Origin of the sequence: Pseudoalteromonas sp. CST2 (assembly GCF_028599385.1) — a bacterium.
Taxonomy (GTDB): Bacteria; Pseudomonadota; Gammaproteobacteria; order Enterobacterales; family Alteromonadaceae; genus Pseudoalteromonas; species Pseudoalteromonas atlantica.
The window spans coordinates 1-24,294 of sequence record NZ_JAQREO010000002.1 but is presented as its reverse complement, the minus strand read 5'-3'; the positions used below and the strand labels follow the sequence as shown (position 1 = coordinate 24,294).

18 protein-coding genes and 1 riboswitch are annotated in these 24,294 nt (G+C 41.7%); of the genes, 13 read left to right on the top strand and 5 right to left on the bottom strand.

What is annotated here, in order from left to right:
• Positions 1 to 343 precede the first annotated feature (343 nt).
• Positions 344 to 1,789, top strand: a complete 1,446-nt coding sequence (gene sbcB, locus PSH41_RS02770) for an exodeoxyribonuclease I (RefSeq protein ID WP_273588379.1) — start codon at positions 344 to 346, stop codon at positions 1,787 to 1,789.
• Between the two features lie 139 nt (positions 1,790 to 1,928).
• Here the strand turns inward: sbcB and PSH41_RS02765 are convergent, their stop codons facing one another.
• The gene (locus PSH41_RS02765; RefSeq protein WP_029773952.1) at positions 1,929 to 2,810 is read right to left on the bottom strand and encodes an NAD(P)-dependent oxidoreductase; all 882 of its coding nucleotides are present in this window, start codon (positions 2,808 to 2,810) and stop codon (positions 1,929 to 1,931) included.
• Positions 2,811 to 2,926: 116 nt separating this feature from the next.
• Here PSH41_RS02765 and PSH41_RS02760 point away from each other — a divergent pair, with 116 nt between their 5' ends.
• Positions 2,927 to 3,478: a glutathione peroxidase gene (locus PSH41_RS02760; RefSeq protein ID WP_273588380.1), complete on the top strand. Its 552-nt coding sequence runs from the start codon at positions 2,927 to 2,929 to the stop codon at positions 3,476 to 3,478.
• Positions 3,479 to 3,781: 303 nt separating this feature from the next.
• On the top strand, positions 3,782 to 4,762 hold the full coding sequence (locus PSH41_RS02755; RefSeq protein ID WP_273588381.1) for a 2-hydroxyacid dehydrogenase: 981 nt from the start codon (positions 3,782 to 3,784) through the stop codon (positions 4,760 to 4,762).
• 66 nt (positions 4,763 to 4,828) lie between these two features.
• Here the strand turns inward: PSH41_RS02755 and PSH41_RS02750 are convergent, their stop codons facing one another.
• On the bottom strand, positions 4,829 to 6,151 hold the full coding sequence (locus PSH41_RS02750) for a sodium-dependent transporter (RefSeq protein WP_004587706.1): 1,323 nt from the start codon (positions 6,149 to 6,151) through the stop codon (positions 4,829 to 4,831).
• 138 nt (positions 6,152 to 6,289) lie between these two features.
• Here PSH41_RS02750 and PSH41_RS02745 point away from each other — a divergent pair, with 138 nt between their 5' ends.
• Positions 6,290 to 7,036 carry a 4'-phosphopantetheinyl transferase family protein gene (locus PSH41_RS02745; RefSeq protein ID WP_273588382.1) on the top strand — a complete coding sequence of 249 codons (747 nt, stop codon included), beginning with the start codon at positions 6,290 to 6,292 and terminating at the stop codon, positions 7,034 to 7,036.
• Positions 7,037 to 7,067: 31 nt separating this feature from the next.
• On the opposite strand, the gene lysC is transcribed toward PSH41_RS02745, so the two are convergent.
• On the bottom strand, positions 7,068 to 8,453 hold the full coding sequence (gene lysC, locus PSH41_RS02740) for a lysine-sensitive aspartokinase 3 (RefSeq protein ID WP_273588383.1): 1,386 nt from the start codon (positions 8,451 to 8,453) through the stop codon (positions 7,068 to 7,070).
• Between the two features lie 76 nt (positions 8,454 to 8,529).
• A riboswitch (Lysine riboswitch) is annotated at positions 8,530 to 8,702 on the bottom strand.
• Positions 8,703 to 8,992: 290 nt separating this feature from the next.
• On the opposite strand from lysC, the gene PSH41_RS02735 reads away from it, so the two are divergent.
• The 5 genes from PSH41_RS02735 to PSH41_RS02715 all read left to right on the top strand — a co-directional run bounded on the left by PSH41_RS02735 (position 8,993) and on the right by PSH41_RS02715 (position 15,119).
• Positions 8,993 to 10,264 carry a hypothetical protein gene (locus PSH41_RS02735; RefSeq protein ID WP_054983136.1) on the top strand — a complete coding sequence of 424 codons (1,272 nt, stop codon included), beginning with the start codon at positions 8,993 to 8,995 and terminating at the stop codon, positions 10,262 to 10,264.
• A 3-nt stretch (positions 10,265 to 10,267) separates the two neighbouring features.
• Positions 10,268 to 10,816 carry a condensin complex protein MksE gene (locus PSH41_RS02730; RefSeq protein ID WP_273588384.1) on the top strand — a complete coding sequence of 183 codons (549 nt, stop codon included), beginning with the start codon at positions 10,268 to 10,270 and terminating at the stop codon, positions 10,814 to 10,816.
• Positions 10,813 to 13,590, top strand: a complete 2,778-nt coding sequence (locus PSH41_RS02725) for an ATPase (protein WP_273588385.1) — start codon at positions 10,813 to 10,815, stop codon at positions 13,588 to 13,590. The genes PSH41_RS02730 and PSH41_RS02725 overlap by 4 nt, the downstream gene beginning before the upstream one ends.
• A 108-nt stretch (positions 13,591 to 13,698) precedes the next feature.
• A complete protein-coding gene (locus PSH41_RS02720; RefSeq protein WP_273588386.1) occupies positions 13,699 to 14,250 on the top strand; it encodes a DUF4136 domain-containing protein in 552 nt (183 codons plus the stop codon).
• 65 nt (positions 14,251 to 14,315) lie between these two features.
• Positions 14,316 to 15,119, top strand: coding sequence for a methionine sulfoxide reductase (locus tag PSH41_RS02715; protein WP_273588387.1), 804 nt, complete (start codon positions 14,316 to 14,318; stop codon positions 15,117 to 15,119).
• Between the two features lie 20 nt (positions 15,120 to 15,139).
• Here the strand turns inward: PSH41_RS02715 and PSH41_RS02710 are convergent, their stop codons facing one another.
• Positions 15,140 to 15,631: a peptide-methionine (S)-S-oxide reductase gene (locus PSH41_RS02710; protein ID WP_273588388.1), complete on the bottom strand. Its 492-nt coding sequence runs from the start codon at positions 15,629 to 15,631 to the stop codon at positions 15,140 to 15,142.
• A 177-nt stretch (positions 15,632 to 15,808) separates the two neighbouring features.
• On the opposite strand from PSH41_RS02710, the gene PSH41_RS02705 reads away from it, so the two are divergent.
• Positions 15,809 to 17,662 (top strand): TonB-dependent receptor plug domain-containing protein, encoded by a 1,854-nt coding sequence (locus PSH41_RS02705; protein WP_273588389.1) that lies wholly within the window; start codon positions 15,809 to 15,811, stop codon positions 17,660 to 17,662.
• Between the two features lie 716 nt (positions 17,663 to 18,378).
• Here the strand turns inward: PSH41_RS02705 and PSH41_RS02700 are convergent.
• On the bottom strand, positions 18,379 to 18,642 hold the full coding sequence (locus PSH41_RS02700; RefSeq protein WP_029774574.1) for a YkgJ family cysteine cluster protein: 264 nt from the start codon (positions 18,640 to 18,642) through the stop codon (positions 18,379 to 18,381).
• 169 nt (positions 18,643 to 18,811) lie between these two features.
• Here PSH41_RS02700 and PSH41_RS02695 point away from each other — a divergent pair, with 169 nt between their 5' ends.
• From PSH41_RS02695 to PSH41_RS02685, 3 genes are all read left to right on the top strand, one after another.
• On the top strand, positions 18,812 to 19,993 hold the full coding sequence (locus PSH41_RS02695) for an efflux RND transporter periplasmic adaptor subunit (protein ID WP_273588390.1): 1,182 nt from the start codon (positions 18,812 to 18,814) through the stop codon (positions 19,991 to 19,993).
• Positions 19,990 to 23,139, top strand: a complete 3,150-nt coding sequence (locus tag PSH41_RS02690) for an efflux RND transporter permease subunit (RefSeq protein WP_273588391.1) — start codon at positions 19,990 to 19,992, stop codon at positions 23,137 to 23,139. Before PSH41_RS02695 ends, PSH41_RS02690 begins: the two co-directional genes overlap by 4 nt.
• Positions 23,140 to 23,851: 712 nt before the next feature.
• The gene (locus PSH41_RS02685) at positions 23,852 to 24,187 is read left to right on the top strand and encodes a SulP family inorganic anion transporter (RefSeq protein WP_273588392.1); all 336 of its coding nucleotides are present in this window, start codon (positions 23,852 to 23,854) and stop codon (positions 24,185 to 24,187) included.
• Positions 24,188 to 24,294 lie beyond the last annotated feature (107 nt).

Here is a 24,294-nt window from a genome sequence, read left to right as displayed (position 1 = left end):
AAACTTAAAGCCTATGTCTGCAGCATCATTTATCCACCAAACCAGCTGTTAAAGCACCAAGTGCTTAGCAAATTTGCGTTTGATTTACTTTGGACCAGTAATAACTATTTGCAAAAAGGTTAGCAAGCCATGGGCTATAACGGCGCGCCCCTTACTTTTAATTCGTGATTGTGGATTGGAACAAAACTCAAACTTGACGTATTACTACAAAGCTCCATAACATCATTTATCACCCAAACCTATAAACTCCCTCGCCCATATGCCATAATCTAAATAATTCATTATTTTAGTAACTTGGCGCATATTTAGGCGTTTTTAAGTTAACTACATCAGGGTTTTCAGCATGGCATATCAAGAGCAAAATCAAGCTACAATCTATTGGCACGATTATGAGACCTGGGGAGCGACCCCTCAAAAAGATAAGCCGAGCCAATTTGCGGGAATTCGTACCGATCTTGATTTAAATATAATTGGCGAGCCGCTTATTGAATATTGTAAGCCGCAAGCGGATTACTTGCCTCACCCTGAGGCATGTTTAATTACGGGTATTACGCCACAAGTGGCGATGCAAAAAGGTTTGGTTGAGGCTGAGTTTATAGCCAAAATTCATGCTGAATTTAGTGCGCCAAACACCTGTGTGGCTGGTTATAACAGTATTCGCTTTGATGACGAAGTAAGCCGTTATAGCTTTTACCGTAACTTTTACGACCCGTACGAGCGCGAATATAAAAACAATAACAGCCGCTGGGATATTATTGATTTAGTACGTGCGTGTTATGCGCTGCGCCCTGAGGGGATTGAATGGCCGTTAAAAGAAGACGGCAGCCCGAGCTTTAAGCTTGAACATTTAACGGTAGCTAATGGTATTGAGCACGCTGCTGCGCACGATGCGCTAAGCGATGTAACTGCCACTATTGCACTGGCTAAACTTATAAAAGAAAAACAGCCAAAGCTTTATAACTTCTTTTTTGGGCTACGAAATAAAAAAGCGCTTGGCGAGTTAGTTGATGTATTTAACATGACGCCGCTGGTACATACTTCGTCACGCATTCCTGCAACGCAAGGCTGTACTACGTGGGTGGCGCCTATGAGCTTTCATCCGGTAAATAAAAACGCCGTTATATGTTTTGATTTAACCCAAAACCCGCAAGTATTGCTTGATTTAAACGTAGAAGAGTTACGTAAACGTTTATACACCAAACGCGTTGATTTAGCCGAGGGCGATTTACCTGTTGGTTTAAAATTGGTGCATTTAAACAAGTGCCCTATTTTAGCGCCTGCTAAAACGTTATTGCCTGAAAACGCAGCCCGTTTAGGCATTGACCGCGAGCAATGCCTCGCTAATTTAGCTATTTTAAAAACCAATACCGAGCTTCGCGATAAAGTAACTGAGGTGTTTAATGAAAAAGGCGATTACAGCGCGACCACTAACGTTGATTACTTACTTTACGATGGCTTTACAAGCCACGCCGACAAAGCTAAATTTGCGATTATTCGCGATGCTAAACCAGACGAGCTAGCGGGCTTAAATTTAGATTTTGAAGATAAAAAGTTCAATACATTACTGTTTAGATACCGCGCGCGAAACTGGCCTGAAACGCTAAACCAGCAAGAGCTTGACCAATGGCGCCAGTATTGCCAAAACAAGTTAATGCACGGGGAAGATCAACCTTCAATTAGTGCACAAGATTTTATGATCACCCTTGAAAACTTGGCCCATGAGCACGACGACAGCGAAAAAAACCTCACCATTTTAAAGGCTTTATATAACTACGCGCAAAGCATGTAATTTTCTTTTAGTTTATTTGTATAGCGCATATAAAAACGCGACGCTTTTATTACTAAAGCGTCGCGTTTTTGTTTAAATTATTATGGGCTTTGCCCATCACGCAAGCAAGCTGCGCATCTACAGCGGTATACTCAAAACGTTATTTTTTGTGCAGTGCTTCAATGCGTGCTAGTAAGCTTGATGTATCGTATCGGCCGCCACCAAGCGCTTGTACGTCGGCGTAATATTGATCAACCGTTGCAGTCATAGGTAACGTAGCGCCGTTGTTTTTAGCTTCATCAAGCGCGATGCCTAAATCTTTGCGCATCCAATCTACGGCAAAACCAAACTCGTACTCACCTGCCCACATTGTTTTGTAGCGGTTTTCCATTTGCCACGAACCCGCAGCCCCTTTTGAAATGGTTTCAATTACTTTTTCACCATCAAGCCCTGCTTGTTTAGCAAAATGTAAGCCCTCGGCTAAGCCTTGCACTACGCCGGCAATACAAATTTGATTAACCATTTTACATAACTGCCCTGCGCCCACATCGCCTAATAACTGGCTAAAACGGCTATATGCCGCCATTACGGGTTGCACTTTAGTGAAAACAGCTTCGTTACCGCCTGCCATGACTGTAAGCACGCCGTTTTCAGCACCTGCTTGTCCGCCAGATACAGGCGCGTCTATAAAATCTATATTTTGCAAGGCTGCTTTTTCTGCTACTTCACGGGCTACTTCGGCCGATGTAGTAGTATGGTCAACCAAAATGCTATTAACGGCCATCCCCGCTAAAACACCATTTTCACCATAAACAACCGCACGTAAGTCATCATCATTACCTACACACATAAATACAATATCAGCATTATTAGCAGCTTCTCGCGGCGTGGTAGCAAAGCTTCCTGCATACTCATCTACCCAGCTTTGCGCCTTTGCTTGAGTGCGGTTATATACACACACATTAAAGCCCGCTTTTGCTAAATGCCCTGCCATTGGGTAACCCATTACCCCTAAACCTATAAATGCAACATTGATTGACATAAAAGTGCCTTATTTTCCTGCTAACTTAGAAACTATGCCCGATTATGTCAATCGGCTGCTTAAAAAGCGAATTAAGTCTTTATAAATTTCCAACGTAAGGAAATAAGTAGGTAACCATGGATAGTATTTATCAATTTAGTGCCCCTTTGTACAACAGCGAAAGCTTTGCGCTTAGCCAGCTAAAAGGCAAAACAGTACTTATTGTTAATACAGCAAGTAAATGTAATTTTTCGGTGCAATTAAGTTCGCTAGAAAAGCTCTATCAGGAATATAAAAATAGCGGCTTCACTATTTTAGCGTTTCCGTGTCATCAATTTGGCCAAAACGAGCCGCTTGATAACCTCGCAATTAAAGACTTTTATCAAGGACAATTTGACGTGTCGTTCAAAGTGTTTGGTAAGGTCATGGTAAATGGGCCCGAGGCGCATCCGCTGTTTAATTATTTAAAGTCGCATACCCGTGGTATTTCGCAAAACCGCGCAGTAAAGTGGAACTTCACCAAGTTTTTAATTAACCCACAAGGCCAGCTCGTTGCACGTTATGCGCCGCGCACCAAGCCCGAAACGCTTAAACAGGTCATTGAGGCAAATTTACCTAGCGCACTAAACGCTAATAATTTAAATAACGCAAAAATAATACCCAGCTTTAATGCATTAAAAGGCGCTTAATTATTCTAAATCAATAAACGGGTGGTTACTCAAGCATGCTTTATTAAACTAGTTTAAGGTTATGTATAATACCAATCGGCAATAATACTTAATCATTTTTAGGGGCTAAACGTGTCGCTATCTGCGTTAAAAAACTCTCATTTACGACTGCATGGATGCAGAAGGTAGAGCAATGCAGGAGCAATTGCCGAGAACAACTAAATAGCGAATTTTTTGCCTTACTATCAACGCGTTTTTACATCCTCAAAATAGATCACTTGATTATGCGCATTGGTATAACAGCTAGGCTTTGGAGTAAATAACATGAACATTGCTTTTTTTAGTACGCAAAAATACGAGCAGCCTTTTTTTGAGCGCAGTATTAACAAACACCCACAAATAGAGATTTGTTACTTTGAGCAAGCACTGAACGAGCAAACAGCACTGCTTGCTAAAGGGTTTGATGCTGTGTGTGTATTTGTAAACGACACAGTTAACGCCCTCGTTATTGAGCACCTTGCTGAGCAAGGAATTAATACTATTTTACTTCGCTGCGCAGGGTTTAATAATGTTGATTTAGTGGCCGCCAAAGCACACAACATTAAGGTATTACGAGTACCCGCATACAGCCCAGAAGCCGTAGCTGAGCACTGTGTTGCACTTATGCTTACCCTTAGCCGTAAAACACATAAAGCCTATAACCGCGTACGCGAAGACAACTTTGATTTAAACGGTTTATTAGGCTTTAACTTACACGGCAAAACAGTTGGCATTATAGGCTGTGGTAAAATTGGCCTTGCCCTTTGTAATATTTTAAATGGCTTTGGCGCGGATGTTTTAGTGTGCGACCCTTATGCAACACCTGGCAATTACACCATTACCGATTTAGATTCGCTGCTTACTCAAAGCGATATAATTTCATTGCACTGCCCACTGAATGAGCAAACACATCATTTAATAAATGACGATGCATTTAATAAAATGAAACCTGGGGTAGTGCTAATTAACACTTCGCGCGGTGCGCTACTTAATAGCAAAGCGTGTATAAATGCGCTTAAAACTAAAAGGCTAGGGTATTTAGGGCTTGATGTGTACGAGCAGGAGTCGGAGCTATTTTTTAAAAACCATAGCGACGAGATAAACCAAGACGATATATTCTCGCGCTTAGTTAGTTTTAAAAACGTATTAATAACTGGCCACCAAGGCTTTTTTACTCAAGAAGCCCTTAGCGAAATTGCCAATACCACCATACAAAACGCAATAGAAATTAATGAACAGAGACCTTTAACTAATGAGGTTTTATAAAGCTGCGGCCCATTAATTTAGCTTTACCCGTTTTGCTATTTACATAACGGGTAAAGCTTAAATACTTTAGCCAAACGCAACGTTTGCAAAAACAAGAGTCATTAATACTGGGCACACAAAACGAATGTATTGAGCAAACCAGTAATGCGTGCCGGTGCTGGCTTTATGAAGCTTATTACCGCGTTTCCACATCCAACCTGCGGTTATAAAATAAAACAGCCCCATCAGTGGAAGTTGGTACTGAGTAAATAGCATGATTACTAAACCAAATAGCCACTCAAAGTTTAATATTATTGCACTAGCGCATATTAACACCACTAGGCTAACGGCCCACGTTGCTTTAGTACGATCTACGCGGTGGTTTTCTACTAAAAACGCTACCGGTATTTCTGTGGTAGAAATAGTAGATGTAACCGATGCAATCGACATAAGTACAAAAAACAGTAACCCAATTAGTAAACCAATTTCGCCCATGGTACTAAAAAGCTCAGGTAAAATAGCAAATATAAGCTGCCCTTCACCTATAAGTTTTCCGCCGCTAAACACCTCTACCCCGTTATGCTGCGCTACATAAATTGCAGGCACTATCAGTAAACCTGCTAAAAATGCCACGCTGGTATCAAGTAGTGCAACGCTTGCAGTTAGTTTTGGCAGGTTTGCATCTGGCTGCAGGTACGAGCCATAAATCATCATGCAGCCAACCCCTAATGAGAGCGAGAAAAACGCCTGCCCCATTGCAGCAATAATTAAATTTGGGTCAAGCACTTGGCTAAAATTAGGAATTAAATAAGCAGCAAACCCTTCGCTGGCGCCTTCTAAACTGGCTATATAAAAAATTAAGCCTATTAGTAGCACCAACAACAATGGCATTAAACGGCGTGACCAGGTTTCAATACCCGACTTAACCCCTTTTAAAATAATACTGGCGGTTAAAATAAGCATAAGCGGCGTAAATATAAAATTACGCACCATAGAGTCGCTGTGTAAAAATTCGCTTGCGGCGGTAAAACCAAAAAATGTAGTAATAGGCTCTATCGCGTAAGAGAGCATCCACCCAGCTACAATAGAATAAAAGCTAAGCATAACCACAGCGCCCGCAAGGCCAATATATCCTGCGGCAGCCCCTACTTTTTTGTTGGTATTTTGCCACGCATTACCCAATGCTTTTACTGGGTTTGCTTGCGCTTGGTGGCCTAAATAAAGTTCGGTATAAAGCGCAGGTAGCGCAAGTAAAAATATAACTACAAAGTAAACCAATAAAAATGCACCGCCACCATGGTTGGCCGCCTGCGTAGGAAAACCCCAAATATTACCTAAACCCACTGCTGCGCCTGCAGCGGCTAAAACAAAACCAAAACGGCTTTGAAATCCATCACGCACTTGTGCCATACATCTACAAATTCTGTTATTCTTTGATTATTGTGAATTAAACCATATTTAATGCCAACTGAGTAATAAAATTGCTTTTGGCATAAATAACCGCTGTTAACCGCTCATAATTACAGCACTCACTTATTTTAAGCGCGTATGACTAACCACTTTTTTAAAAACACCCTAAGTATTGCTCCCTCTTTTTATAGCGATTTACCCCCTAGCAACAATACTATTTTAGTGTTTAACGCCAACACACTTAATGTAGAACACCTTGATTTAACCCAGTACCTAAGCCCATTTGAGCTAAGCATTATAAATCGCCGTAAACGCATGCAAGCAAAGCAAGAATATCTAGCATCGCGTATATTACTAAAGCAACTTGCAAAGCATACTCAGCCCCAATACGCACACATACCGCTTAATAAAATGAGCACCCACTTTAATGAAGAATGCTCAAAACTGCAGCTCCATATAAACCACACCGTTATAAATACCTGTATTTCGCACTCACATGGCTTAGTTAGCGTAGCACTTAATGTTACTAAGGCGGAGTTTGGCTTTGATATTGAAAAAATAAACTTAAAACGCCCATTCGAAAAGCTCGCTAAGCATTTTTATCATAAGGCTGAAATTGCCTTAATTAGCGCGCCTTTGGCTATAAAAGAGCAAGCTCAGAGCTTTTTTAGAATTTGGACCTTAAAAGAGGCACTCGCTAAAGCAACTAGCCGCCCAATAGCGCAATTGCTTAGCCCAAATGTATTTGATGAATTTTCTTTGTTAAACCTAACAGCATCGAGTAACACCATAACGGTTGCCAATGAGGAGTTTGATATAAGCGTGGCGCATAAAAAAAGCACCGACTGGCGGTGCTTTATACTTAATAACTTAGATACTCAATAACTTAGATACTTAATAACTTGGCTTTAAAAGCTTAAGCAGCGCTTTCTAATAAGCGGCTGTGTATTGCTTGTACCACGGTATCTGATTCGCTTTGCTCTACTAAAAAGCATAAGTTGTGCTTACTTGCACCATGACAAATTAATCGAATATTAAAGTCTTTTAATACGTTCATTAAGTTCATTTCGTGCTGGCGTAGCTGTATTTCAGAGCCTATAAGCGCCACTAAGGTTAAGTTGTTTTCAACCGATACATGACAAAATTCGGCCAATTTATCTAAACACGCTTGCTCAAGCTCAGGTCGCGAGGCATTAGGCGCGTTATCGAGCGTAATGGCAACACTAATTTCTGAGGTAGTCACTAAGTCTACTGATATATTAAATTCACTTAAAATGGTAAATACACGGGCCAAAAAGCCACTTGCTAATAACATTTCCGGGCTTTTAAGGGTTAGCAATATTTGGTTTTTACGCTGCGTAACGGCACGAATACCTGGCTGCTGCGATTTTTCACGCTCAATCCACGTTCCTCCGCGCTCTGGCTCGCGGCTAGAGCCTACAAATACATTAATATGGCTACGGCTTGCTGGTAAAATAGTTGCAGGGTGCAATACTTTTGCGCCAAATGTCGCCATTTCTGCGGCTTCATCAAAGCTTAAACGGGCAATTGGCGTTGCCTTAGCGCATAAACGCGGGTCGGTGCTAAAAATACCCACTACATCGGTCCAAATGTGTACACTTTTAGCGTTAATAGCCTCTGCTAATAACGCCGCACTGTAGTCAGAGCCACCACGGCCAAGCGTTGTGGTTTGGCCAAATTCATCACTACCAATAAACCCTTGTGTAACTATTACTTGCTCATCTAATAACGGAATTAACAGGTCTTTAGCCGCTTGTGCAGTGGCCGCAACATCGGGCGTTGCTTTACCAAATTGGCTGTCTGTTTTAAGCACTTTGCGTACATCAAACCTATCTGCATTTAAGCCTTTTAAGCGCAGCACTTGAGCAAATAAATAAGACGATAAACGTTCGCCAAAGCTAAGCAGCTCATCGTGTTGTTGATCAGTGGTGAGTGTTTCAAGGGCTAACGTTTGAAACGCTTTTAACGTCTCGTTAAAACCTACGGCTAAATCGGCATCAAGCGACAGCTCATCTAAAATAGCCTGTTGAATAGCCAATACGCCATCTATGTGTGCTTGGCGCTGCTCTTTACTAAGGTTGGGTTTGCACAGTGCAACTAAGTGGTTAGTTACGCCGGCACTGGCGCTCACAGCTACAATACGTACGCTTTTATCTGCAACAATAATTTCGCTGCAGCGACTCATCGCTTCAAAGTTTGCAACACTGGTTCCGCCAAATTTGGCAACGATGTAATCTGATTTTGCGCCTGATACTGTTTGTGGCACTGATTGGGTAGTCATTTCGTCTCCTTTCGCGGTATCCAAACCGCTAAAAAACAAGAAGAACTTGGCAAAGGAATGCAAATAAGATGTGTCCACTGCCAGAAGCTCTCCACCTAAGTTGGTGACAGTTTTGGGGATTCAGCCCCATAAACCGAAAAACACGGTTGACGTAACCTTGTTTTCCTCGGCGAGTACTTCCCTCTTTAATGGTTATGGGCGTTCGTCACCTACCATTAAATACCTAAGTATCGCACCTCTTCTGAATGTTGTATTAACCTGTGGCTAATAAAACAAAACCCCACTGTGTAGCGGGGCTTTGAAAGTTATCGTTTAGACGTCTAGCTGTCAAGGTGTTTTAGTTAATATAACGCGAATAATTTAGCCAAGGTTTACATTGCTGGCTACTTTTACAGCGCTTAATGTAACTCGCCTGTACGCCAGCTAAAAAAATGTGTAAATTAAGCCAGTTAATAACGAGTACTTTTTATTATAAAAATATAAAAACTACGCTCTGCTTTAAGCGTAGTTAACTCATTACTAGGATGTATCACCGCATTATGATCCCAGCTAAAAAGCTGCTTAACACCCTTAGCGAACATTGGGGTGTTTTAGAGCTATTATTTAAACGTTTTAAAATGGCCGACTTTAGCCTCAAAGACGTGCAAAACGCTATTAAGCAAAAACAGCCCACATGGACAAACGAGCGCATTTACAAAGAAACAAATCGTTTGCTCAATCAAGACATACTTATTCCATTGGCTAAATCATCCCAGCTTGAAATAAACCGCGCCATTGCCGATTTTGCGACCTTTTTATTACAAGAAGAACACCTAGGTTTAGCACAAGAAATTAGCGTTTTGGTTGATGATTTAGCACGCCTAGGAAACCGTTTAGATAATGCCGGCGAAATAGAAGACTATGACGATTTACGCCGCTATAGCCGCATTATGGATGATCGGGTGCGTAAAATAATGAAGCTTTACGCGCACAACGAAAACGCTATTTTAAACATTGTTGAGCAAGCTAAATCTGATCACGCGGTGCAATCTTTGCAAAAGCGCTACAAAGCGGTAATAGAAGCCTTTGATGAATACATAGAGCCGATGCTTGAAATGGTCGATATTCGCGGTGACTTTCATGCCTGTTTTACACTTATTGAGCAACAAATAAGTAAGCAAATAGAGCACATTGAACGCTCAGGTAAAGCCTACAACGACAAACGTATGCTTGAGCAATTGCGTACTCGGATACTCGAAATGCATTTAGTTGGCCGAGAAAGCTTACGCAAAAGTGCCGATATGCTTATGCCACTGCGCGAAGAGCTACGCCGTAATAACCTAATTACCCGCCAGGCAGCAAAAGTGCTGGGCCTTGTGCGTAAAAATGGCGTAGACAACATGCTAAGCGCGGTACAACCAAACTTTGTAAGCGATGCGCAGCGTTATTCGCTTGGCCAGCAGCGTCATATAGTTGCCTATATGGCAAGCTTGGTAGAATTTGAACACGAAGAATACCAGCTCCCAGAGCAACAAGACGTGCCGGCATTTGTTACGCCAAACATTCCTGATTACCACGATGTTAAAACAAGCTTTGCAAAACGCTTTAATAAAAAACGTAAAAAGCCCCAGCCATTACTGCAATTTTTAGATGAAAGCTACCCAGAATTAGACGCCGACGAAATGCTATTTTTATATCAAAAACTAGTCAGCGACAGTGAAATTCACATTAGCCAAAGCGATGAAAAGACACGCGTAAAAATTGCCGGCCAGCATTTTTCGTTATACCCATTTAATTCTGCGCCTCAGCCAGATACACAGGCAGACGAGTAACACATGACACATATAAACTTAGACGAGCTTACGCACCTACAAGCCATTAATAAAAAATTAGGTGCGGGTTACCATATTTGCGAACAAGACAACGTAATGTGGCAAGAGCTTGACCAGCACATAGAATCTTATAGCGCCTTATTTAGCGCCCTTGGCCACGATTTAAAAAACGACAGCCGCGGCTTTTACTACTTTGCCAGCGACGAAAGCACGCCAAACATGGGTAAAATATCTCGTGCTATTGCACTGACTATTTACATTTTAATTGAGCATTTTGCCAATACGGGTAAAGACCCAATGCGTGCCCTGTTTGATGAAGTAAACGACTTAGAACTGATGCAAACCTTAGTGCAAATTAATAAACACTTGTTTGATCAGCTTGAGATATTTTCGGGCTCAGATTTACGTAAAGACGTATACCTGCGCATGGTACGTTTAGGCCTTGCCCGCGAAGTCGAAGGCGGCTTTATGCTACAAGCGCCTATTCACCGCTATATTGATGCACTTATGGAAGTAAACGAAGAAACCTACATTACAGAGGACGAGCAATGAAAAACTTATACGGACTAAGTAAACTCGCCCTACTTAATACCGCAGGTTATGCAAAATGTGTTATTCCGCTTGATAAAAGCAGCTCTATTTGTGCGCCAAACAATACCGGTAAAAGCTCGGTTATAAACGCCCTGCAATTTCCGCTAATAAACGATTTACGCTTAACCGAATGGGACGGGCACGATTTAGATGAAACCCGTAAATTTTATTTTTCATCAGATCAGTCGTACATTTTGCTCGAAGCCAACCTCCCCCATGGCTCGGTGGTTATTGGTGTAGCAGGCCTTGGTAAAATAGCCGGTTACGCGCATCAGTACTTTTGTTATCAAGGCAAACTTGATTTAGCGCAGTACACGCAAGGTAATACCATTATTAAGTTTACCAAGCTGTTTAATCATTTAAAAACGCAAGGTTACAACCCTATAGAGCTTAAAGCACAAGAGCTAAACGCCCTGCTTACCGGCGGCGCAACCCCTTTTGACGGCGACATTAATTTAAAAATGATCCCGCTTAATAACGTGCAAGACTCCGCCATTTATAAAGAAATTTTTAGGCGTATTCTTAACTTACACAAATTGGGTGCAAGCGATGTTAAACGCTTTATGCTGCGTGTGTTTGAACGCCATATGTCTAACTCTAAAGTGGACTTTTACGAGGTATGGCGTCGCTCGTTTGATAAAGTAAATCGGGCTAAACGCGAATTAAAAGCGCTTGAATCAATGCAAGAGCCAATAACAGCGCTTGAATCAATGCTTGAAAACCAAACCGTGCTTAAAGGTAAGTTAGCAGCCTACGCGCCTAAAATTGATCAAGCATTAATAGACTTTGATACCTACCAAGAAGAGCAACTAAGCGAACTAGCCATTGCCCTTGAAGACATAGAGCACGAAAAACACGAGTTTGAGCAAAAACAAAGCTTATACGTACAGCAATCGCGCGATATAGAGCGCAGGCAAACCCAAATAGAGCAATGGTTTTTAGATTACAGCGCTCTTAAAAGCGAATTTGAACTGGTAAATAAAGCCACCCTTAAAGCCAACCTTGGCCAACTTAAGCAAGACTACGAGTCACTTTCGCACTCTATTACCAGCGCACAAGGGCAAAGCCTACACACGCTTGATTACCGCATTAGCGAAACGCAAAAGCAAATTAAAAGCTTAAAACTGCAGCTTAAAAACCTTGAGTTTAATTTGTTTACTCGAATGCGCGAAGACCTATCACTTAAAGAAGTAGAAGAAATATCGCGCATTTTAAACCCCGATATTCTCTCGTTTGCCACCACCAGCAATGGCGATATAACCATTGATGATGAAGACGCCTTTGGGGAATTTTTATCGCTATTAAGCGAAAACGTTAAAGGCGGTGTACTAACCCTGCCAGGGGCAAGCATTAAACTTAAAAAACTTTCGCCAGTGCAAATGCAAAGCGGCGAAAACAAAGCCCAGCTTAGCGCTCAGCTAGACGCGCTGGAACGCTCGTTAAAAGAGTTTAAACAACAGCGCGAAGTAGCCGCTAACGTGGCCGATAAACAAAAAGAAAAAGATGCACTTTACGATGAGCTAATGAGCGCAGAGAGCGCCCTAAAACGCTTAGAGCAATTTGAGGTAATGCAGCAGTCGGTAGAAGCGCAATCCATGCTAAAAGAGCAGTTATTAGCAGAGCGCGAACAAGTTGACGACTACCTACAAGACATTCAAAAAAATAGTGGCTCAATTGCTGACAGGCGCTCGTTAATTAAATCTAAGCAAGAGCAAATTAGTCGCCAAACTGAGCGTCTACGCCAAGTTAAAAGCGAGCGAATTGACCACACGCTTGATTTATACAGCGGTAAAGTTACCCCGTATATGATTGATATAACAGTCGACTTTGATAACTTAAGCGACTTAGTACATCACTTTAATAAAGACTGCCAAGAGCTGCGCAACTTTGACATAAACGTACGTAATACCTATTTGCATGTATATAACGCGGGTATTACTAAGTTCGATAACGAAAACGACGAATTTACTAAATACCAAAAGTTGATTAGCGCGTTTCATAACCTTGATAACGAACGCGATGCCGTTGAGCGCCAAGGCCGCGTAGCCCTGACCGAAGTAGCCGCCACAATTAAAGGCTTGCGTGAAGACTTAGACCGACTTCGCCGCGAAATGAACAGCTTTAATAAAGGCATAAGCCAGCACCGTATTTCTAACCTTCAAGCGTTTAAAATTAACGTAATACCGCGCAAAATGCTGGTTGATAGTATTGATACCATTATCAGCACGTCGCATCAGTTTGAGCAAGGCGACACCCTTGACTTATTAAGCCAAGAACCTTACAGCGAAAGCGCGGTAAACGAAGCAAAAGATCACCTAATAAAACTTGCCTCCGACAAAGCAGGCCTTACATTAACTGACTTATTTGATATTCGTTTTGAAGTGGTTAACCGCGCTGGCGAAACCGAACACTTTGAAAAAATCGATTCAGCTGGCTCAAACGGCACTCGTATTACTATTAAGTTATTATGTGGCATGTTGTTTATTCGTTACTTATTAAGCGATCAGGAACAAAACCTTTACCGTATACCTATTTATATTGATGAAGCGGCAGACATTGACCCCCAAAACCAAAAAGCAATCATAGAAACGGCACTGAGCTTTGGCTTTGTGCCAATTTTTGCCTCGGTTAAGCCGCAGGTAAGCTGTGATTACATTGTACCTATTCGTTCAGTAAAAGATGGCGCCCAAAACTGGGTAGACGAAAAAGACTGGATTGAAGTTGAGCACAATTAATTGGCCGTTAAGGCAAACCAACTAAACTAAAATATAGGACGTTAAACTAATACACATTTAAACGATGTGTGTTATTTTAAATTAACGCATTTTATTGGAGCAAAGGTAATGAAAAATATACTTATTGTTGCAGCGCTGACATTACTTACAGCCTGTACGCAAACCCCAGACTGGGATTACGACAAATCAGCCAACTTTAGTAATTTTAAAACATTTGCTTGGGTAGAAAACGCGAGCCTAACCAAAGACACCACAAACTACCAAATTAACGGCTTAATGGAAAAACGTGTACGTACTGCCGTTAATAATGAGCTTAGCCAAACATTAGGTATGAGCCTAGTAGACCCAGCCCAAGCTGACGTACTAGTTAACTACCATGCATCGGTAGATAAAGAGCTAGAAGTAGACAGCTTTAACGTAGGCTACGGCGCACGTTGGGGATACTGGGGTACGGGTTTTCAACGCGATATTAGCGCCCGCGAATACGAAGTGGGTACGTTAGTAATTGATATTATTGACCGCGAATCAAACCAGCTTGTATGGCGCGGCGCAAAAGAAGGCCGTTTAAAGAAAAAACAATCGCCTGAGCAACGCGAAGCATCAATTAAAGAAACAGTCGCTAATATTTTAAGCAACTTCCCGCCGCAAAAGCAGCTGTAAGTTTAAAGTTAGTTTTTAAAAAGCTCACAAAATGTGAGCTTTTTTGTTAATAAAGGACTCATACCTTGGCATTTTTAAAATATTTTACAGCCACTCTGTTCGTCTTTTTTGCTTCGCTCCCCGCACATGCGGAAAATTTAAAATTAACTCCAGGTTTGTGGCAAGGCATTTACAAAGATAATTTCGAATACAATGTACTGGAAATAAAAGAAAACGGAGAACACCGTTTAATCATTGCAAATATCGCCAGTGCATTTCATAGAAATAAATCAATTGCGTTTAATGATAACGATATTAAATGCAATCGCATTAATTGCACTATCAAACTCATTAGCCCTAATAAAGAGCATCTGCAATTTACATTAATTTTAAGCCGTTATTTAGATAATTCATTTGAGGTGTTAGAAATTTATTCTAATGCAGACGATGATTTTGTCATGTCAAAAACTTACCGGTTGGAAAAACAAGAAAGGCAATCTACCGTCCATACATTTATAGATAAATACCGCTCTAGAATAGATGAATTAGCAGCTATAGAAAAGTCAGGTTTATATGGTTTTTGGGTAGGATTATTAAATTTAGACGGCAATCAAAAACTCGTAAGTATTGAATTTCACCCAAATAAAGAGTCATATTTCACCTATTTTGCAAGTGGAACCAATGACATAATCAGCACCACTTTTATGCAACAAGATATTCAAGAAATAGACAACGTACTGAAAATCACTACCAGCAATCCACTCTTCGCAAATAAGCTAATTATTCATAAAGACAACCGAGAACTCAAAGGCTATATGTATTCAAACCACAAAGGTACAACTCTTCAAACTGGCTCGTTTAAATTGTATCGCTTTGAAAGGCCTGAGTAACCTGTAATCTAAGTATAACTCTATGACAACTTATACTTATACAATAACTCAAAAGGTATATGGCAATAGTCATCTGGGTGGTTGGTTAAACGGTCTTGATGCTCAGGATCGCTTGGTACGTAATTAGTTAGCGGCTCTACCTGTACTACAATTTTATCGGCATCGCTGCGCTTTTTGATATATTTGTTTGCTGCCTCTAAATGGCTTTGGTGTTTGCTGTAAATAGCAGTGCGGTATTTAGGGCCTACGTCATCCCCTTGTTTATTAATGCTGTATGGGTCAATAATTTCAAAAAAGTAGTCAAACAGCTTATTTAAGCTAACGGCGTTTAGGTCAAAAATTACCTTTACGCATTCAGCATAACCATCATATTCGCCATCTGTAGTTTTACTTGTACCATTAGCGCGCCCTGCCTGTGTGCTAACAACACCTGGTAAGTGTTTCATAAACTCTTGTACGCCCCATAGGCACCCACCAGCAAAGTAAATAGTATTGTGTTCTTTAATATCCATTATAAATGTTACCTAATGAGAAAAGTGTGAATGGTTATCAAATGCAGATATTAACAAATTAATGTACAATCGCGCACAAAATGACTGCTGTTACATTTGGCTATTTTATCATGCTCAAATATAAGCTTTGAAATTAATTGTAACCGCAGCTACAAATAAAAAAACGATGAGAAACACATGAACCGCACAGCACACATTATATTGCCTGCACTATTATGCAGCGTTACTCCATTTGCTTATGCTAATACGTTATCTGATGAGTCTTCAATCGAGCAAATAACAGTGGAGGCTTCGCCTACTGCGAATAAACTGCCTGTAGGTACATTTGACTCGCCTATTTCTAATTTAGAATACGATCCGCGTGTAGATCTTCAATCGCGCAATATGGCTGAGGCGCAAGCTGATGTAACTATTCGTGGCGGTATTTTTGAAAACACCGGCTTTAGAATAGGCAGTGCTACCCTGCTTGACCCGCAATCTGGTCATTATTTTGCTGAAATTCCCATTGCACCGCAAATGCTAAGCGGCCCAGCAGTTCTAACCGGTGCCGATAACGCACTGTACGGTATGAACAGCTCTGTAGGTACGGTTTCGTTTGGTTGGAAACCGATTATTACTGGCGGTAGTGTATCGCTTGGTACTGGTACGAACGACTTTAATCTTCAAAGTATTCACGCTGCTAAAAACACACAACTTGATAGCTTAGCTGGCTATACCTTAGGTTTTGAAGGTGAATATTCTCACTCGCAAAGTGATGGCACTATTGATAATGGTGACCATGACTTTTCGCGCGCCTCAGCTCGCGTGCAATTGGCAAGTGAGAATAGCCAAACCGATTTATTTTATGGCTCGCAAGATAAGTTTTTTGGCTGGCCCAATTTATACACTCCCTTTGGCGTTAACGAAACTGAAGATTTAGAAACCCGCCTTTGGATGCTTAATCACAAACAAAATTACGCTGAGAACAGTAATTTTGAAGTATCGGCGTATTACCGCACCCATGACGATCACTATATTTACTCGCGCGAAAACCCAAGTGCATTCGAAGCGTTTCATAAAAGCGAGGTTAAGTCACTTGCTCTTTCCGGCCGCCATGCACAAAGCAATGCATTTGCAGTCAATTACTCAGCACAATTTATTGATGACTCGATTGAATCAACCACACTTGAAAACAACTTTACCTCACGAAAATATTATAAGCTGAGCGTATTGCCCCAATACACAATGGCGCTAAAGGCTAATCAACAGCTTATATTTCGTTTAGGGGCTGCGTATGACGATACAAACCGTGATGATGCTGAAGTATCAGCCATTGGTGATATAACCTTAAATACCCAAAATAATGACGGCACAGCGCAAAGCCTTTATTTATCGTACGCGCAGGCGAGTCAAGTTGCAGGCTATACAGCCATTGGCGGTAGCGATTCTGGCGGGTTATTTAGAAGTAACTACAACCTTGAGCGCGAAACCACTTCAAACTTAGAGCTAGGTATATTACTTGAAGAGCAAAGCTGGCAGTTAAACTCGGCTATTTTTTATCGAAAAGATAGTAACTTAACCGACTGGACCTTTAATTTTGACTCTACCTCAGCGCGCTTTGCAAACCCGGTTGATATAGATACTTCAGGGGTTGAATTTTTAGCAACTAAGCACTTTGATACAGCAAAACTTATTGCTAGCTACACCTATTTACATAAATCAGAGAACTACGGCGCAGCCGATATTGATGCCAGTTTTTACGCATTAAACTTCCCCGATCACCGTTTAACACTTGGCGCTGTGTATAACCCAACTGATATTTTAGAATTTAGAATAGATAACGAATGGCGTACACAGCACAAAAACGCCCTTAGAAACGGCGACGACAACGCGCTTTTTACCCAACTCACGCTTAAAATAACCCCGCCTCAGTTAAGCAATTTATTTATTACTTTAGCGGCTGACAACTTATGGGATGAGTCGTTTGAAGAAATACCTGGTACACCAGGGCGCGGTGAGCAATATACGTTAAGCGCAACGTATAGTTGGTAAAATTAAAGCGGCGTTTACAAACTCAATTTATACTTTGGTTTGTAAACGCTGTGTTTATTGATACAAAAGCATAGTTTTTATGCAAAAAATATTGCACAAAGAGAAGCGAATGAGGAGTAAATGAGAAAACAAAAGCCAACTATTGCTTAAAGTTAATCTCTTCCTCTAAAAGCCCCGCGCCTCTTGCCCTCTTTGTGAGTTACTCACTTTATGGCCTTAAGCAGCGCGTTTTTATATAAAGCAAAGCTAAAAAGTTGCACAAAAAGAAACGAATAAGCAGTAAATGAGAAAACAAAAGCCAACCAATACTTAAAATCAATCTCTTCCTCTAAAAGCGCAGCGCCTCTTGCCCTCTTTGTGAGTTATTCACTTTATGGCCTTAAGCCAGTAAAAGCAGCGCGTTTTTATATAAAGTAAAGCTAAAAAGTTGCACAAAGAGAAGCGAATGAGTAGTAAATGAGAAAACACAAACCAACGATTACTTAAAGTTAATCTCTTCCTCTAAAAGCACCGCGCCTCTTGCCCTCTTTGTGAATAAATCACTTTTACAGGTTTTACCTGTCACGTAAGCAAGCTTTACGTCTACAAAACAACCATATATCTGCACATTTTCGGTAGACGCAGAGCTTGCTCGCGTGAAAAGCGCAGCTTTTAATTACTTAAAAAAATCACTCGGTAATAGATAAATGTAAATATATGTGTATTAACTTCGTAAGCTAGGTTAACTGCTCAAGTTCGGTAATAAGCGCTAGAGCCTCTGCATTAGTAGACCCACATACATCGCGCGTGGCGCTAAAATCGCTACATACTTTAGGGCGGCTTTCATCGCCAAATAGTTTACATAAATTGTTCTCATCAAGCTGAATACAACGCTCTCCGGCTTTTTTACCGTTTGGCATTCCGGGTATGGGCGAGCTAATACTTGGGGCAATGCAACATGCGCCGCAGCCTAAGCGACATGCCATAGGCTCTGTTTTCATAAATACCTCTGTTAGTTAAAGCCAGGCCTTTGTATTTAAATTAACACCCTGCCTAGCCCATTATTTATCTGTAATACACATATGTAATGCTTTGTTACATCTTAAAACGCCTTGTAAACACTTTATTGCGTATTATTGCCTTGTCACCAAATATATGAAGGAATGCCTTGTGGCTACTAAAAAACAAATTTTATTACCAGTCGCGGTTTTAGCAGCCGGGATTGCACTCGCTTTTGGCCTTTCGGCCATGAAAACGCCACCAGAAGAAAAACCAGAGCAAGACACTCGCCCACTTGTTGCTGCGCAAAACGTGAACATTGATGCAATAACGCTCGATGTTAAATCGTACGGCGTAGTAAAACCTAAAGACCGTACAGAACTGGTTGCACAAGTAAGCGGGCAAGTTATTTCAGTAGCCAAACAATTTGTTGAAGGCGCGTTTGTTAAGCAAGGCGATATTTTAGCACGAATTGATCCAAATGATTACGAGGCTGATTTAATTGAGGCCGAAGCAGGCCTTGCCCAAGCAAGTTCAGCGCTTGAAATAGAGCGCGCGCAAGCTCACGTAGCTAAAGCCGAATGGGAACGTATTAAATCAGACTCAAGCGATGCAATTGCATCGGAGCTTTATTTACGTAAACCACAACTTGCAGAAAAAATGGCAAACTTTCGCTCTGCCCAAGCCCGTGTAAAACGTACTAAACGTAATTTAGAACGCACGTACATCAAAGCCCCTTACGACGCTATAATAAACCAACGCACCATTAGCTTAGGCTCAGTGGTTAGTGCGGGTAGCAAGTTTGGCGAGCTAAGCGCTACCTCGGTTGCAGAGGTACGTTTACCGGTTGCAGATAAAGAGCTGCAATACTTAGATAACGGCGGTATTGGCGCATTGGTTACGCTTAACGCTGAATTTGCCGGCAAGCAAACAACATGGCAAGCCAAGGTGGTACGTAGTGAAGGTGTGGTAGATCAAACCAGCCGTATGAGCTATTTAGTTGCTCAGCTGCCCACCCCATATGCTGATAACACCAAACCACTGCGTTTTGGCTCTTATATAAATGCCACCATAAAAGGCCGCGCGCTTGATAACGCGATTATAGTTCCGCACCATTTAGTTAAAAATAATAAAATTGCTATTTTAAACGACGATCACACCCTGAGTTTTAAAACGCTTAATATTGTACGTGAACAAAACGGTATGGTGATTGCGGACCAAGGCTTAAACAGTGGCGAGCAACTTATTACCTCTGCCCTTGAATACCCAACAGAAGGCATGGCGGTTAAGCTGGAAGGCACTGAGCCTAAAAGCGATGTGACTCAATTAGCACTTAAAGAGGATACACCATGAGTACCTCAGAAAAAGGCTTAATTGCTTGGTTTGCACGTAATCCAGTGGCGGCAAACCTCATCATGATTTTTATACTTATTGGCGGGCTTTTAACAGCGCTGACAATTCGTAAACAGGCATTTCCGCAGTTTGAAAGTAACTGGGTGAGTATTCAAGCGGTATACCCAGGCGCAGCCCCGCAAGAGGTTGAAGAAGGTATCACGATAAAAATTGAAGAAAACCTTGAGGGTACCGAGGGTATAAAACGCTTAATCACTTACTCTAACCGAGGTTATGCGCAAGCGTGGGTAGAAATAGAAGAAAAATACGACCTACAAGAAGCCCTAGACGAAATAAAAGCGCAAGTTGATTCTATCAATACCTTTCCGGCAGGAATGGAGCGCCCCGTTATTCAACGTGAAAAATTTCAGCAAGAGGTGATGATCCTCGCGCTTTATGGCGACATGAGTTACTACCAGCTTAAAGAGCTAGGTAACGACATAAAAGATGAACTACTCGCCTTGCCTGGCGTTAATTTAGTCGACTTTTACAGTGGCCTAGATTACGAAATAGGCATAGAAATAAGCCCCGACAAACTACGTGAATATGGCCTAACTTTTAGAGATGTTTCAAGTGCGGTGCAAAATTTTTCTACCAATATGTCGGCAGGGCAAATTCGCTCTGACACTGGCTATATTTCAATGCGTGTCGAAAAACAAGCCTACCGTGGTGGTGAATTTGCAAAGCTTCCGCTTATAACGCTTGCCGATGGCGCACAGATTAACTTAGGCGATGTAGCGACGATTAATGATGGCTTTGAAGAAGGCTTACTTTACTCTAAATATAACGGTAAAAACTCACTCACGTTTGAAGTAGATGCCTCAAAAGATCAAGACATTACCGATGTAGCTAAAATTCTTAAGGGCTACATGGCAGAAACACAATCGAAACTTCCACAAGGCGTAAAGCTCTCCCCTATTGTTGATTTAACTTACTACCTTGAAGGTCGACTCGATATGATGATCGACAACATGGTATGGGGCGGTATTTTAGTAATGATAGTGCTGGCACTGTTTTTACCGCTGCGTTTAGCTTTTTGGGTAATGATGGGCTTACCGGTGTCTTTTCTAGGTGCCTTTTTGTTTATGCCAATTGGCTTTTTAGACATCACCATAAACATGGTGTCGTTATTTGCCTTTATTATTGTACTTGGCATTGTGGTCGACGATGCCATAGTCGTGGGTGAGTCTGCCAGTGCCGAAATAGAAAAACACGGCCATAGCCTTGATAATGTTATTCGCGGAGTTAAGCGCGTTGCAATGCCTGCCACTTTTGGGGTTTTAACCACTATCGCGGCGTTTTTACCGCAAGCTATGGCATCGGGCCCAGGCGCTGCGTTTTCTAAAGCCATTGGTGTGGTTATTATATTGTGTTTGATTTTCTCGCTGATTGAATCAAAGCTAATATTACCTGCGCATATTGCAGCCATGAACCCACGTAAACCTAACCCTAAAAACCCATTACACAAACTGCGTAATGTGGTTGATAGTGGCTTAAAACACTTTGTACAAAACTATTACACGCCTTTTATAGGTCATTGTATACATTATCGTTATACCGTAATTATTGGCTTTTTATGCATATTAATAGTCAGTGCAGGTATGTTTGCAGGCGGCTTAGTTAAGTTTGTGCCTAACCCTAAAATACCGCATGATTTTCCGCGTATTACGCTTGAAATGAACTTGGCCTCTTCGGAGCAAGCCACCCTTGAAACTGCCCGTAAAATAGAAGATGTTTTACTCAAAGTAGATAAAGAGCTTGAAGAGCAATACGGCCAAAGCATGATCCGCGATTTATCGGTAAGCTTACGTGGGCGTACTCAAGCAAACATTATGGCTATTTTAGTAGAGCCACACTTGCGCCCTATCGACACCTTTGCATTAAGCACCCTGTGGCGCGAACAAATGCCCCCGCTTCCAGGTGTTAAAACGCTTAATATTCAAGATAATATTTTTAGCGGCGGACGTGATGACGGCGACGTAAGCTTTAGGCTACAAGGCAAAGATGCCGATGAGCTAAAAGAAGTCGCTGGTAAATTAAAAGCTAAACTACAAAGCATGGAAGGTGTAGGCGATGTAAACGACTCACTGCAAAGTGCCACCGACGAAGTACAGCTTGATTTAAAACCACTGGCCTACAGCATGGGACTTACACTTGCCGACGTTGCATCGCAAGTAAGCTTTAGTTACTACGGATTAGAAGCACAGCGTATTTTACGCGAAGGCGAAGAAATTAAAGTAATGATACGCTACCCAGAAAGCGAGCGTAACTCAATTAGCAACATTCAAAATGCGCGTATTATTACGCCAACCGGCGCAGAAGTACCGTTAAGCGAAGTAGCCGAAGTTAGGCTAGTAGATGGTGTAAACCGTATTCGTCGTGAAAACTCAAACCGTACTGTTAATGTGTGGGCAGCGGTAAATACTGACCAAGTTGAGCCGTTTGCTATTGCACAAGAAATTCGCGATACCTATTTACCTTCATTGCTTAAAAGCTACCCAGGCGTTAAAAGTAATGTGGCTGGACGCGTACAAGAAGAAATGGACAGTGCCGATGAGCAGTTACGCGACTTTGCTATATCGCTGATGATTATATTTGCCTTATTAGCCATTCCGCTTCGCTCTTACTCGCAGCCGCTTATTATTATGTCAGTTATTCCATTTGGTGTAGTAGGTGCAATGTTTGGTCACGTAATATTAGGTATGACCATGAGCGGGCTGTCTATGTTTGGCATTATTGCTGTAGCGGGCATAGTCGTAAACGACTCACTCGTAATGGTTGATTTTGTAAATAAAGCACGCGCAGAAGGCATGGCCGTAAAACAAGCCGTTATGCAAGCCGGTGCAAAGCGCTTTAGAGCTATATTGCTTACCTCAATCACTACATTTATTGGGGTAATGCCAATTATTATGGAAACCAGCTTACAGGCTAAAATAGTTATTCCTATGGCGGTATCGCTGGCCTTTGGTGTGCTATTTGCCACGGTAATTACTTTAATACTTATACCTTGCCAATACGTAGCACTAGAAGACGCTAAGCGCCTTACCCGTAAGCTACTTGGTAAATCGCAGCCTATAAGTATTCAACCGGCACCCACTGCCAAATAATTAAAGTTTCTCTCCCAACCATTAAAGCTCGGCCTAATACGCCGGGCTTTTTATTGCCTGCATATTGCACTGCATTATTAATAGTTTTTATAAAGTGTTTCAAATAAATTATGGGTAATTATTTTAATTATATCAGCGTATTATGCGCCCTCAATTTAAAGCATCGCTAACGCATTATAATTTTATTACTTAGCATTAAGCTCACACCGCAATGGTTTTGAGCCGCTTGTCAGTTAAGTGCCCTCCACTTAGCTCTAATAACGTGGGCGTGTTGACCTTTGGCGTTTGAATTTGCAGCAGTATGTTTGGTTTTTAGGCAAGGCAGAGCCTATGAAGTGTGGTTACTCCCCATAAATAGGCGATAACGTAGCATAAATGCCAAACATACGCTGCCCTTTGGGTTCTGCCTAGGGGCGATAAATTCTTTGTTGCCTACATGGAAGTAGGTAAGGGGCGTGAGCAGGACGCGGAAGCTTTGCTCGGTTTTTACTTATTCTTACATGGATGTAAGTCATTAGAATAACGCAGGAGCAGTTATCGAGCCCACTAGGTTACAAACCTCGCGCCGCGATTTGATCGCCCCTAGATTGAACAAATCTCAATCCGCAAAGATCAACACGCCCTATACACGTAAATTTAAAACACCTAAACATACTGCTATCCGCTTAAAGCGCTATGGCATCTAGTTTATTTATGCACCCTAAGGAACCCTATGTTTGATTTAATAAGCAAACGCAGCGCTAATTTAAAAAATGATGTATTAGCCGGCTTAACCGCTGTGCTTACGCTCATTCCCGAAGCCGTTGCGTTTACCTTTGTAGCGGGAGTTGACCCAATGATGGGGCTTTATGGCTCGTTTTTTGTTGGCTTTATTACCGCCGTGTTTGGCGGCCGCCCAGGTATGATTCCGGGTGCTGCTGGCTCAATGGCTGTAGTCACCACCGCCTTTATTATTATGTTTGGGCTGGAGTACTTGTTGGCCGCCGTGGTATTACAAAAAGCCGGTGATTTGGTTGAGGTTAACATTGTTTGTCCCGTCCTGAAATAGGTTGACGGTTTTAATGAAAGACTTGGTGCGAAAGCGCCAGGTCTTTTTTATGCACTTGATTTGGTGTTTTCATATCCAAACTTAAGTGCGGTCGCATTTCATTGTAT

What these genes read in the sequence shown, in the direction of transcription:
- PSH41_RS02705 (WP_273588389.1), top strand. Translation starts at nt 15,809, where the DNA reads ATGAACCGCACAGCACACATTATATTGCCTGCACTATTATGCAGCGTT.
- PSH41_RS02735 (WP_054983136.1), top strand. Translation starts at nt 8,993, where the DNA reads ATGATCCCAGCTAAAAAGCTGCTTAACACCCTTAGCGAACATTGGGGT.
- PSH41_RS02760 (WP_273588380.1), top strand. Translation starts at nt 2,927, where the DNA reads ATGGATAGTATTTATCAATTTAGTGCCCCTTTGTACAACAGCGAAAGC.
- PSH41_RS02750 (WP_004587706.1), bottom strand. Translation starts at nt 6,151, where the DNA reads ATGGCACAAGTGCGTGATGGATTTCAAAGCCGTTTTGGTTTTGTTTTA.
- PSH41_RS02690 (WP_273588391.1), top strand. Translation starts at nt 19,990, where the DNA reads ATGAGTACCTCAGAAAAAGGCTTAATTGCTTGGTTTGCACGTAATCCA.
- PSH41_RS02710 (WP_273588388.1), bottom strand. Translation starts at nt 15,631, where the DNA reads ATGGATATTAAAGAACACAATACTATTTACTTTGCTGGTGGGTGCCTA.
- lysC (WP_273588383.1), bottom strand. Translation starts at nt 8,453, where the DNA reads ATGACTACCCAATCAGTGCCACAAACAGTATCAGGCGCAAAATCAGAT.
- PSH41_RS02755 (WP_273588381.1), top strand. Translation starts at nt 3,782, where the DNA reads ATGAACATTGCTTTTTTTAGTACGCAAAAATACGAGCAGCCTTTTTTT.
- PSH41_RS02720 (WP_273588386.1), top strand. Translation starts at nt 13,699, where the DNA reads ATGAAAAATATACTTATTGTTGCAGCGCTGACATTACTTACAGCCTGT.
- PSH41_RS02730 (WP_273588384.1), top strand. Translation starts at nt 10,268, where the DNA reads ATGACACATATAAACTTAGACGAGCTTACGCACCTACAAGCCATTAAT.
- PSH41_RS02725 (WP_273588385.1), top strand. Translation starts at nt 10,813, where the DNA reads ATGAAAAACTTATACGGACTAAGTAAACTCGCCCTACTTAATACCGCA.
- sbcB (WP_273588379.1), top strand. Translation starts at nt 344, where the DNA reads ATGGCATATCAAGAGCAAAATCAAGCTACAATCTATTGGCACGATTAT.
- PSH41_RS02745 (WP_273588382.1), top strand. Translation starts at nt 6,290, where the DNA reads ATGACTAACCACTTTTTTAAAAACACCCTAAGTATTGCTCCCTCTTTT.
- PSH41_RS02765 (WP_029773952.1), bottom strand. Translation starts at nt 2,810, where the DNA reads ATGTCAATCAATGTTGCATTTATAGGTTTAGGGGTAATGGGTTACCCA.
- PSH41_RS02700 (WP_029774574.1), bottom strand. Translation starts at nt 18,642, where the DNA reads ATGAAAACAGAGCCTATGGCATGTCGCTTAGGCTGCGGCGCATGTTGC.
- PSH41_RS02685 (WP_273588392.1), top strand. Translation starts at nt 23,852, where the DNA reads ATGTTTGATTTAATAAGCAAACGCAGCGCTAATTTAAAAAATGATGTA.